At 53.2% G+C, this 12,241-nt stretch carries 8 protein-coding genes; 1 reads left to right on the top strand and 7 read right to left on the bottom strand.

Annotation, left to right across the window (positions count from 1 at the left end):
• Positions 1-4 precede the first annotated feature (4 nt).
• The 6 genes from MKY74_RS12645 to MKY74_RS12620 all read right to left on the bottom strand — a co-directional run bounded on the left by MKY74_RS12645 (position 5) and on the right by MKY74_RS12620 (position 8,324).
• Positions 5-640: a Yip1 family protein gene (locus tag MKY74_RS12645; RefSeq protein WP_084203819.1), complete on the bottom strand. Its 636-nt coding sequence runs from the start codon at positions 638-640 to the stop codon at positions 5-7.
• Positions 621-2,087 (bottom strand): hypothetical protein, encoded by a 1,467-nt coding sequence (locus MKY74_RS12640; protein WP_076169188.1) that lies wholly within the window; start codon positions 2,085-2,087, stop codon positions 621-623. Before MKY74_RS12640 ends, MKY74_RS12645 begins: the two co-directional genes overlap by 20 nt.
• 16 nt (positions 2,088-2,103) lie before the next feature.
• Complete coding sequence (locus tag MKY74_RS12635) at positions 2,104-2,967, bottom strand: carbohydrate ABC transporter permease (protein ID WP_089550090.1); 864 nt, start codon at positions 2,965-2,967, stop codon at positions 2,104-2,106.
• 13 nt (positions 2,968-2,980) lie between these two features.
• Entirely contained in the window at positions 2,981-3,940 is a 960-nt protein-coding gene (locus MKY74_RS12630; protein ID WP_076169189.1) for a carbohydrate ABC transporter permease, read from the bottom strand.
• 12 nt (positions 3,941-3,952) lie between these two features.
• Complete coding sequence (locus MKY74_RS12625) at positions 3,953-6,835, bottom strand: extracellular solute-binding protein (RefSeq protein WP_076169190.1); 2,883 nt, start codon at positions 6,833-6,835, stop codon at positions 3,953-3,955.
• Between the two features lie 94 nt (positions 6,836-6,929).
• Positions 6,930-8,324, bottom strand: coding sequence for an ABC transporter substrate-binding protein (locus MKY74_RS12620; RefSeq protein ID WP_076169191.1), 1,395 nt, complete (start codon positions 8,322-8,324; stop codon positions 6,930-6,932).
• 276 nt (positions 8,325-8,600) lie between these two features.
• Here MKY74_RS12620 and MKY74_RS12615 point away from each other — a divergent pair, with 276 nt between their 5' ends.
• Positions 8,601-9,371, top strand: coding sequence for a helix-turn-helix domain-containing protein (locus tag MKY74_RS12615; RefSeq protein ID WP_076169619.1), 771 nt, complete (start codon positions 8,601-8,603; stop codon positions 9,369-9,371).
• A 127-nt stretch (positions 9,372-9,498) separates the two neighbouring features.
• Here the strand turns inward: MKY74_RS12615 and MKY74_RS12610 are convergent, their stop codons facing one another.
• Positions 9,499-12,234: an endo-1,4-beta-xylanase gene (locus MKY74_RS12610; protein WP_076169192.1), complete on the bottom strand. Its 2,736-nt coding sequence runs from the start codon at positions 12,232-12,234 to the stop codon at positions 9,499-9,501.
• Positions 12,235-12,241 lie beyond the last annotated feature (7 nt).

Genomic DNA, 12,241 nt, shown 5'->3' with positions numbered 1-12,241 from the left:
TTCTTTAGTTTCTCAGCATGATTTCCTGATAAATGACGTGAACGAACGAAATCATCTGCTGAATCAGTCCGAAAAACAGCAGGCATATAAAAGCCATAAATCCCATCGCCACGATCGTCAGCAGGATCGTCCCGATGGTCTTCGACGGCGAGTATTGATGCACGGTCATGTTGCCGACGAACAAAAGATACGCCGACCAGAGGAAGGCCGCGGTGCTGCAGAAGTTATAAAACGCCGTCTCCTGCAGCGATATGATATTGCTGAGCCAGATCCACGGGAAGTTGATGATCATCATCGGAACGAGGGCAAAACACGTCGACGTAAAAATTTCAACGAACTTCCCTTCGCCGTCCATGAGCGTCGTCAGCGACCAGTTGGCCACGCACCAGAACAAGACCGGGACAACGATGTACACTACTTCCATCAGGCTGTTCATATCATCCGGATTGGTGATTTTGACCAGGAAGCCGCTGTACTGGTTGCTAAGGACATTGGTGATGATCATCAAAAACAAAATGATCAAGGAAGCGATCAGCGTGTGCCGCTTGTTTCGTTCGTATTTCAAGTCCCAATAGGCGTTAAACGGATGCACGATGAGATAAAGCGGGTATTTTACGAGCTCACGATTCAATCGTAACACCTCCTTGTCTCCTCATCCGCTTCCGGAGCTTTTTGAAGAACAGGAGAGCAGCGGCAAGCACGATCAATCCGGTCATGACTGCCGGGAAGTATTCCCTCATCACCTGCTTGCGGTAAAGCAGGTACGCCTTTGAATAATTGACTTGATCGTAACTTTCCTTGAAGTACTGCATCGCCCCTTTGTAGTCCCCTTTCCGAAGGAGGGCCTTGCCCACGCCGGAATAAGCAAATTCCAGGTTCGCATTCATATTGATCGCCTGTTGATAGAGATCAAACGCCTTTTCCTCATCGCCCCTGTAGTAGCTCCGGACCGCTTCGTTCAACATCCGGCCGTACGCTGTTGTCTGAAACACCGTTATCTCGCCGAATGCCTTATCCAGCACAAGAAAATCGTCCCCGACCCGTTCAATCGCCGCGGGGGTGTTAAATTGGCCCATTTGGTTGCCCAAGCCGCCGAATATGTACATCAGATGTCCATCCCCGCTGTAAGTGAAGATCCTGCCCCGCTTCGAGTCGAGGACCGAATACATTTCGCTGTCGGTGACATCGATATCGATGAGCCGTGAAGGGCCGACATCTTTTGAATACCGGATATCCCCCACCAGGCTGAGATATCCCGTCCGCCGGAGAATATCGTTGCCCTGAGCGTTCAGTTTTTTGATCGGGTTATTCGAGTAGTCACCGCTTGTTGCGTAAATGAAGCCTTCGTCATCCATATCCAGATTTGTGAATTCGGTAGGCGTGAACATCACCATTTGGCTCCGCTGCGCCTGCGTAGACATCCTTTTCCAGAACAGCTCCACCGGATCAACCGTCACCCGGTTGGCGCCGATGAACGAGGTGAACGCCCCGTCCGGATTGAATTCCATAAAACCGTCAAATACGCCGGTCGACATGACGTAGATCCGCTGCGCCGTGTCGACAACCACCCGAACCGGCTGAAAATCGAAATTGGCCTGCAGCAGGTCGGACTTCGGCGCTTCAAGCACCCCCGCCACCCTTAAGTTTGAATCCAGATGAACCACCCGTTTATTGCCCGTATCGGCGATAAAGAGCTCTTTCCGGTCGGTCACGAAGATCCCTTGCGGGTTATTGAACGTATCTTTCTTCCCCTTGTAGTCAAAGGAATCCACCACCTTAACCGGCTTAAAATGCTCGTCGAGGACGACGATGCGGTTGTTGCCGGAATCGAGCACGTAAATCTCTTTGTCGGCCGTTACGTGGATGTCGCTTGGGTTTTTGAAGGGGCCCACGCCAAGCTGCGCGCCGTTCAGCAAGGACGTGGCCTCATACGCGGCAGGAGCCGGCGTCGTGTCATTCCAGAAGGAATAGTTGTAGGAGCCGCTGCCTTCGGCGTGAGCCGCATTTACGCCTATACTCGTCCCCAGCAGGCAGCAGAGGGCAGCCGCCAGGAGGTACTTTTTCACATTCGGTATGCTCATTCGCATCGTGCTAGTCTCCCCTCTATTCTTTCATTCCGGAGGTCGCCATCGTCTGAAGGACGTTGCTCTGCGAAATGATAAAGAGTGTAATCGGCACGACCATCAGAATCAGCGCGACGGCAGCTCCCACGCCGGCCCGGGCAATCCCGCCCGCGGTGATTTGGCCTAAGGCGTAGTGAAGCGTCTTGAGGTTCTCACTGTAAATAAAATTGCCTCCGTCCGAGCCCCACAGCATCGGAAACTGCAAAATCATCAGCGTTAGCCAAGCAGGCTTCACATTGGGCATGACGATCGTCCAATAAATCCGGTATTCGTTCGCCCCGTCGATTTTGGCCGCTTCCAGCAGGGCATCCGGAATCTGCTCCATGAACTGCTTCATCAGGAATAAGCCTAGCGGGAACGCAAGCGACGGGACGATAATCGATGCGTGCGTATTGATCCAGCCGAGCCACGACATCACCATATAGTTGGGAATCGCCGTAACATGCCCGGAAAACATCAAGGACATGACGACGATTGAGAACAGGATTCTGGACCCGGGAAAACGGTATTTTGCCAGCGGATAGGCCGCAGCAGAAGACAGCAGGATATGGCCGACGGTCCCTACAATCGTAATGAAGAGCGTATTCACGATATACCGGGACAGCGGAACCCAGGAATTTCCCATTAACGCCACCAGATCGTAAAAGTTGTCCATCGTCGGATTGTTCACGAAGAAACGCGGCGGAAACAGAAACAGTTCGTTCAGCGGTTTAAAAGCATTATTAACGGCGTAGATCAGCGGCAGCGCCATGAATGCGCCGAATACGGCCAGGAACGCGAACAGCATAAAGCTGACGGTAAAAGAGCGGTTCAGCCTTCTCGGCATGCGAAAGGCGGCCATCATTCTCGTCACCAAATCACTCCCCTACCTTTCTGAGCAATCGCTGTGTCAATTTGTTGGCACCGAGCATCATGGCGAACAGCACCGTTGCAATCGCGGACGCATACCCCATTTCAAAGCGGATCGTTCCGTAATCCATCAAGTGAGTGACGATCGTATGCCCCGCGTAGTTGACGCTGGGAAAACCGGCGAGCGCCACCGAGATATCGGCCACCGCAAACGAGCTGGTGATCTGCATAACCGCGCCGAACATCAGCTGTGGCCTCATGGACGGCAGCGTAATGAACCACAGCTCCTGCCAGCGGTTGCGGATGCCATCGATCGCTCCGGCTTCAATCAGGGACTTGTCGATCGTCTGCAGGCCCGCGATAAAAGCCAGGAAGCTGGTGCCCAGGCTGAGCCACAACTGGACGATCATGATGATCGGCAAAATGTACTTCTCGTTCGTCAGCCATTGAATCGGTTCCAGCATAAAGCCGAATTTAATTAAAAAGCCGTTCAAATAGCCGTATCTGTCGCCTGAAAAAATAATGAGCCAAATAAAGAAAACGTTGCCGGAAATCGACGGCGCATAGAAAACAAGTGTCATCAACGCGCGGACCTTCGGGGACAGCTCATTGATAATCCATGCAAACAGAAAGCAGGCAATGTAGCTGATCGGTCCGCAAATGACCGCAAACAGCAGCGTATTTTTCAAAGCGATCATAAAGACGTCATCATTCAAAAACAATCTGGAGTAGTTCTGCCACCCGACAAACCGGGGGAATTCCAGCATATTGAAGTAAAAGAAGCTGAGAACGATCGAGAAAACGACCGGAACCACCGTAAAGGCAAAAAAGATCAGCATGTACGGACTCATGAGGATGTAATAATGCTTGTTTTTCTTCAGCTCTCTCCAGACGTTGGCCAGCCGCGACTGCTTTTTCGGCTGCACGAGGCTCGATACGGCGGCCTTGCTGGTTGTTTCGGCTTGCATCCGATTCCCCCCTTACTGTTCAGGTAAATTGAATTCCTTCCGCTTGACCGCAATTTCGTCATTGATGTACAAGAGGTAATCCGACAAAGCCTCGCGGGGATTCTCGCTGGCGTTGACGACTTTGCGGAATGCGTTGTCCAGATGCCGGCCGGTAAAATAGCCGCCCGGAACTTGAGGGATTCCCCGGACCCATTTCCATTGATTCTCCAGATTACGATAGTCTTTAACCGGCCAAGGCAGTTCCTCGAGCGCCTCGACGTTGGCTGTCGGATAACGGGCCGCCTCGCCCATCAGCCCTTCCATCTCGCGGCCGTATGCGATTTGGGTATCCTTATCCGTCCACCATTTCATGAACTCCCAAGCCGCCTCTTGATCCCGTGCGCCCTCGAGCATCATCACGCCGGTCGTGTGGCTTGCCACTTCATGATGGATCGTGCCGTTCTTCTCCGTGCCGGGCACCATGGTAAATTCCCATAGCCCCTTGATCTCCGGCGCGAGGACGGTCAGCATGTTGTACGTCGTATAATCCGCGATGCCGATCGGCATTTCGCCGGTACGGAACCGGTTCGGAAAGTCGGCAAGCAGCGGGAACTTGTAGCTCGTATAGAACTGCGTCCATTTCTTGAAGGCATCCATGGAGATTTCGGAATCCAGCGCGCTCTTTCTGCCGCCGTCCCGGTAGAATTCGCCGCCGTTCTGGTACAGCAGCATGGAGAACGTCGGGTTCGGCACCAGGCTCGCGTTGGCGGCCTCGATCGGCAGATAAAATTCCATGTTGTGCTTCTGCAAAACCGAAATCATGTTATAGATATCCTGCCACGTCTGGGGCGGCTCCAGGTTAAGCTCCTTCAGGATATCCTTGCGGTAAAAGAGCATCGGGAACGACTGCTGCTCCGGCAGCGCGTAAACGCCTCCGTCATATTCGTAAGGCACCAATCCGCTGTCGCGAAAGCGGGATGCGACTTCGTTATAATCGGCAAATTTCGACAAATCGGCGGCGGCTCCCCGCATGGCATAGTTCACGGGCACGTCTTCGCCGATCTGCATTGCCACGTCCGGCCCTTCCCCGGCGAGCGTCGCGGGCAGAAGGATGTTGGCGGGTACGAGCTTCAGATTGACCGAAATGCCCGATTTCGGGGTAAACGAATCATCGATCAGGTTTTTTAACACCTGTGCCTGATCCCGCCCCGTCGTAATCCAAACGGTCGTCGACCGCTTCTGCTTGCCGGTATTGCCGATGCTGTCGTAATCCTCGGTATAAGAAGCGGTAAGCGCCCCGGCTTCATGCTTCACCACCTGCAGAAACGACGCATCCGCTCTCGGCAGCTTATGATCCGGGGAGGAAACGACCAGATAATCCAGCGTAAGCGGCTGTTCCCGGACGGTCAGAATCCAGGTACCCAGGCCGCCGACGTTGGTCTTGAACGCCTCCAAACGGTTCGCAACCGTATCCGGCCGTTTGGCCATCTCTTGGAGCTGCTTGACCATCGTGTGCAAAATGGCCACCTTGTCGCTCTGTTCGCCTGTCGCTTGTTCCAGGTAATCGGCCACGCTTTGGATCGTTTCGGCTTGTTTGCGGAATACCTCCGCCATTTCCGGGATCCGCTTCTCCAATTGGTAGTCCCGGTACGGATCGGGCGAATTGGATGTGATCATCAGAATTTTGCGGTACATTTCGTTTAGCTGCAGCACACTAGACTCGATCGTCTGGATCAGCGGGGCCAGCTCGCCAAGGGAAACCGTCATGCGAATCCGGTGCTTGCCTTGGGTCAAATGAAACAGGTACGGCTCATCCTCTCCCAAGACGTACATGCTCCAGTCCCTGCTGAATTCAAAAGGGATCCGCTTCATCTCCTTGAACGGAACCTTTCCGTCAATCGTCAGGCTTCTCGTGGCGAAGACGCCGCGCAGCTGATCCTGCTTCTCTTTTAAAGCGATCTGGTACAAGCCGTCCTCCGGCGCTTCGAATTCCCACTCGATCCATTGTCCGGGCAGCTTCCAGTTCAGCCCTCCGATCGTGTTGATCCGAATTTTGGACACATCGTATGGAATAACCGTCGGGCTCGATCTGTCAGAAACCGGATACAAGGTCGGAGAGGACTTATACACCGCATCCTCTGCCTGAATCAGGGTGTATTGGTCTTTGACCGGCTGCAGCCCTTCGGTTGAATAATCGCTCTTGATTTCTGCGTACGTCTTTAATGCTTCTTCCTGGTACAGCTCGATATAATCGATGGCCATAGGCTCACGCAATGCCGTCAAGGTCACGCTTTGGTTGCCTTTGTCAAAATAGAACAAATAGGGTTCGTCATAATAACCGCTGCGGTCGGTGACGGATTCGACCTGCCAGATCGGCTTCTCTACCTGACTCGGACGCAGCTCGTTCCCTCTGTCATCGCGACCGATCTTGTCGTCCCGGTTGCCCCAGACCCGGTCAAACGTAACCAGGTCGGCGCCCTTAAAGGGCAGCTGTTGATTGATTGTCAATCCGCGTTCGATCGCGGAACTTTTGCCTTCAACCGGCAAATACCGGATTCGGATGTTGTACAGGCCCGCCTGTTCGATGGGCACGTTCCAGCTGATGGAACCTGACTCCGGCGTGAGGACGGCGGTTTCCCCTGACGGATGGACGACCTCGAATCCCGGCCCGTCGGTTTGGGTAAAGCTCTCGCCCTCGATCCGGATAACCTGATCCGGGCGCTTAGCAGCCGAATGGGCTTTCACATATGCATCGTAGCCGCCGTCATCCCCGCCCGATCCCGTCACAGCCGCAAAATCGGCCATGGCTTGAACGCTCCGCACTTCGGATGAACCAGAAGGGTAGAATGCCCAAATGGACACCAGTATGGCAAGGACGTGCAGGACAGCGACGTAGCTCTTCTTTCGGTTGTTCACGCTTCTCCCTCCTGAAGCAAGAGACATGTCATGTCAATAACAGTCCCCGTTAGAAAAAAATTTCTAATAGGGACTGCTGCTTCAACATGTGAAATTATTTCGATCCGTATACCTCATCAATGGCTGCCTGGAACGGCGCTTTGTACTTTTCCACCACCGTAGACACCGAGGTTCCGCTGGTGATTTCGCCGAGGAAATCGTAGAACTTCAGGTTCGGGAATGTGAAGTGGTCAAGGACAATCAAATTGGCGGCGACTTCCTTCGCATTGTTAATGTCGTTTTCGTCCGTGAACGAGGTTTCATAGTAGGCCTGGTCCGGATAGTCATACATCGAATCGATGTCGTTGATTTTCTCCCAAATATAGAGCAGCTTATCCGGATCCTTCACAGCCTTAGGGATGAACAAAGATTGATAGAGGCCTTCGTAAGAGTGGTACGAGCTTGCACTAGGCCCTTTAGGGAATGGCACAAATCCGATATCTGCGTCAGGCATATCCTTCTTGAAACCGCTAAGTTCATAGAGTGCTCCCGTGTACATCAACGTGTTGCCTTGGCGGAAAAATTGGCCCGGCTCCGTCCAGTCTCCGCCTTCCGTTGGTCTGGCCACTTTTTCGGTCGCAATCTTGGAAATAAAATTAAGCGCTTCGGTCGTTTTCGGATCTTCCAGGTTTTGCTTGTTGTCCTTCGTCAAGCTCGTTTCGTTGGAAGCGAGCGCAAATTCGAGCGGCGCCGGGTTAGCGAGCCCCCAGGAATCAAGCTTGCCGTCATTGTTCGTATCCTTGTTGGCTTCTTTGGCTACTTGCAAAAACGTATCCCAATTCCAGCTGTCTTCATTGACATAATCTTGAAGCGACTTCAAGCCAAGCTTGCTCATGAGCGTCCGGTTGTAAAAAATACCCATGACATTGTTGCCCTGCCCTTCCGAGAATCCGTAACCCCTTCCGTTATATTGCATGTATTGATTGGTCACACTTTGGTTAAAGGCTACCGGATTTTTCGTATACTCATCGACGGGCCACAGCAGGTCCTGTTTCACAAGTGCCGGAATCGTGTAGGTTTTGCCCAATCTCACGATGTCGCCAAGCGGTTCGCCGGCCAGCAGGGAAGCCGTCACTTTTTGCTGGTATTCGCCATAATCGATCGCGACGTATTCGATTTTGAAGTTATGCTTCTTCTCCAACTCCTCCAGATTTTTTTTGCGCTGGATGTTATCCGGGTTATCCTCCGGAATCGTCATATCCCACCACGATACGACCTTGATCGTTCTTCCGCCCATGTCGAAATCCATGTCAGGCGTCTTGTACGTTTGCTCCGCATCCTTCTCTTCCGCACCTTTATTATCGGTGTTGGTTGCCGCAGTCTCGGTACTCGTCTCCGTACTCGTCTCCGCCGTACCGGCGCTTGACCCGCTTTTAGAACCGCCGCTGCTGCACGCCGAAAGCACAAGCAACAGTGTGCAGAGCAGCAGCATCATTTTTCCCATACGCATTCCTCTAATCCCCCCGTTAAAGTGGTTTGCATCCCAATTACATTCAAAGTGTAGCGCTTACATTGAAAGGGCAACAACCTGTGGTAAGTTAGATATTCTACCCGTCAAAATATAGGTTGCTTGTAACCCCTTACATTACAAATGGCCAATAAGTAAACAACGGATAGCAATATAAAGAAAAGCACATTGTTTGGGTATCGGGTTCTTTTTCATAATGAGAGATAAGCAGCTTCACCGGAGCCAATGATTGACAAAAAAGAAACAGGGGGGAATATCGTGTATAAGGTGCTGCTTGTTGATCCCGATCATCATGCGAAGGAATGGATAAAGCGTATGCTGGACAGACACCAAGCGGAATTTGAATTGGAGTGCCATGCCGCTGCAGCTGCCGAGGCGATGTCGATGCTATCCGCCCAGGATCATCAGCTGGTGCTGATCAGCATGAGAGCCTCGGAGGAAGAAGGACTTCAGCTCTGCGGCCGTATCCGGGAGAAAAGCCGTGTCCCGATCGTTCTGATCGGCGGGCGCAATGAGTTTCAGCTTGCCCGGAAGGCTTTGTATTATCAGGTGAACGACTACCTGCCCGACCCCGTATCGCCGGAGGAATTCGCGGCGAGCCTGAAGACCGTGAAGCGGGAGATGGACGAAGCGCCGTATTCCGCACATCAACCGGTCCCATGGGCAGGAACCGTTCAGGAAGCTGCCTCCGCCATCTCTTCGGCCGGCATCATCGACAAGGTGAAGGCGTATGTGGAAGAAGCCCTGCATCAGAACATCACGCTGAAGGAAATCTCCCATATTTTTCACTTCAACTATTCTTACCTCGGCCAGAAATTTAAAGTTGAAGAGAAGATGACCTTCAAGGAATATCTGCTTCAGCAGCGCATGGAGAAGGCAAAATTCCTGCTGGAGAATACCGACATGAAGGTGTATGAAATTGCTAATGAAGTCGGCTATACCGAGATGGACTGGTTCTATAAGAAGTTCAAAACGTATACCGGTGTAAGCGCTAACAAATATAGAAAGACCCTGATCATAACGGCGTGATTTAAGCACACTTCGGCATACATGGCGCACATTCGATGAAGCCTGACCACCTGATCCCTTAAACCAAAGGCCGCTTCCCGGCTGTTTATCCGGGAGCGGCCTTTATTCGTTGCCCCACTCGCTGGGGTTATTCCAATGTTAACAGTCCGATGTTAGACAGGTTTTGCCACGTTCTGTCCGATGTATCATTCCAGATCGCCACGCTGTCGCGAACCCCGTCGTCGTTCCCGTCATTATTGACCTGTACGTCAAACCCGATGAGGCTGCCCGCCTCAGGAGGCGTTCCGACCCAATCGACAGCGGCCTCAATAATGTAGCCGGTCGGGGTCCGCTTCGCGGCGGATGTCAAATTGGCGCCGAGCGATCCGGGGCTGACCGACGGCTCGTTATCGAAGTTCACACGATACTGCCCGTCGTCGCTGTCATAAGAAGCGGCTCTTGCGTTGTTCTGATCGATGAAGATTTCGACCGAATCCTGCTCCCACGCATTGGCGCTCCGCTTGGTCACCAGAGAGTCGGTCACCTCGGCCAGCACGTACAGACGGTGATCGTCCCAGAGCGTCCGGACCTTTGCCGTTGAACCCGAAGTTCCGCTGACCCAGCGGTCGGTTACGATCTGCTCGGCCTTGTTCCAAATGTCATCGATGTCTCCGTCGATGACCGCCGTTCCTTTTACAGCCTTGGCGGTTCGCGGACCTTCCACCATCGTCAATACGCCAAACCCGGACGTATCCGAATCCTGCCTGTGATGAATATCGTTCCAGGACGCCAGCTCTTCCGCTGCACCGGACCGGTCGCGAATACGGACGTCAAAGCCGATTTCCTTTCCGGTGTGCGCACCGTCGACCGGGATCGAGGCTTCGATCCGGTATCCCTTCTCTGTTTTCACCACGTTATACTCGGCCGGTTTATGCGGATTGGCGCCGCTGCGCCGAAACGTATACTTTTTGTCGTCCGCTTCATAAGCATTCGTTTTGCCGTTATTGCCGTCAATGTACACTTCGACGGAGTCATTGCCGTTCACCGTGGCATCATCGACATCAACCCATATATACAGATGTCCCGCATCCCACAGCGTCTTATAAGTCGCTGCCGCTTTGCCGCCTGTCTGGATCGGTACCGCCTGCGCCACATTCCATACCGCCTCCGCCTGGCCGTCAATCTTCGCGCTGGCCTCCAGGGCTTTCGTGCGCTTCGTTTCAACCGGAACCTTCGCCGGATCGACGAGCGCCCAGTATGCGTATTTGGCTTGCAGCCTTTCATCGAACAGCAGCGGCCAATTGTTGCGAACGACCGGGAACGTGCGCAGCCAGGTGTTCAGGTCATCCTTGCCCCAGAATATGACGGCGCTGAGCTGATCCGAATGCTTCCTGAATACGTCGAAGATCTCCCTGTAGCGGTTGGCCTGCTTGATTTGCAGCTCGGTTGGGAACGTCTCATAGGCCTCCGTGTCATTCGTATAGATGCTCATGTCCAGTTCGGTGATTTGCTGATCGATGTCAAGATCCCGGAACGCCTGAATCATATCATCTAATTCCTGCACCCGGGGATATTCGATCCCGATATGCGTCTGGTGACCGACGCCGTCAACCGGAATCCCCTTGGCCTTCAAACGCTTAATGAGATCATGCAGAAACTGCCGTTTTACGGGATCATTCGTGTTGTAATCGTTGATGAACAGCTTGGCGTCCGGATCGGCCTCATGTGCATAAATGAACGCCTTTTCAATGAATTCCTCGCCTGCAATTTGATACCATAAGCTGTTGCGAAGGCCCCCCGGTTTCTGATCGCCGGGCTCAATAACCTCGTTTACAACGTCCCAAGCGTAAATTTTTCCCTTGTACCGGCCGACGACGGTATCGATATGTTTTTTCATCCGCGCATATAGAAGCTCCTTGCTGGCGAGGTTGCCGTCGCTGTCATAAAACACCCATTTCGGCGTCTGGGAATGCCAGATGAGCGTGTGGCCCCGCATGGCGATCCCGTTATCCATGGCAAAGTTTACAATTTTATCGGCTGCCGTAAAATTGAATTGACCCTCCGTGGGCTCGGTGGCGTCCCATTTCAGCTCGTTGCCGGCCGTCAGACTGTTGAAATGCTTCCGGACCAGCTCCGCATCAGGGCTGGTTGGATTCTGGATTTCATTGACCAGCACCGCCGTCCCCAGCTTGAATTGGCCGGCAAACACGTCCTTCAGGCTCGGAATGTCCTTCTGAATCTCGATCGGAACCGGATCGGGAGCGCGCTCAATCACAACATCGTCCACGTAAAAATCAAGCGTCGGATAATCGAAGGATTCGATATAAACGGCTAGGCTTTCAATTGGATGTTGCAAGGTATATTCTCCGCTGAGCTTGACCCATCCGCTGTCGCTCGCCTGGACCGATTTGACGAGTTCATAGGCATTGGCGCCATCCGTCGTGCGTTGCACCACAATCGATACCGGTGAGCTTGCCGTTCCGGCAGGCAGCTTGACCCAAGCCGATAAGTGGTATGTCTTTCCCGTTTCCATGATTGGCGTCACGTCGAGCTGCGGGCCGTTCCAGCCCTGGGTTCTACCGGTGACCTGCAACCCGTAAGATCCCGTATGGGCTGCATTCGGGGAAACCGTCAGGACTTCGCTGCCGCCCCGCCCGTACCAGCCTTGAAGCGTCCCGTCCTCAAAATCTTTTGAGATGCTTACCGGAACGCTTGATGCCGCATCGCTCGTTCCGGCCGTTCCCATGCGGCCTTCAGATAGCAGGCCGGCCGGCTCCTGCTCAGCACGGGCCAGACCCGGGCGTGTGCCGAGCGATAAAGGGGTCAGTACGAGAACAAGCGCGAGCATCAGCAGGATAGAACGTTTGATTCGATGCTTTTTCATGAATCCA

The sequence above is a fragment of the Paenibacillus sp. FSL R5-0378 genome (genome assembly GCF_038009285.1).
In the GTDB taxonomy this organism is placed as follows: domain Bacteria; phylum Bacillota; class Bacilli; order Paenibacillales; family Paenibacillaceae; genus Paenibacillus_AQ; species Paenibacillus_AQ favisporus.
This window is presented reverse-complemented; position numbering and strand designations above follow the sequence as displayed.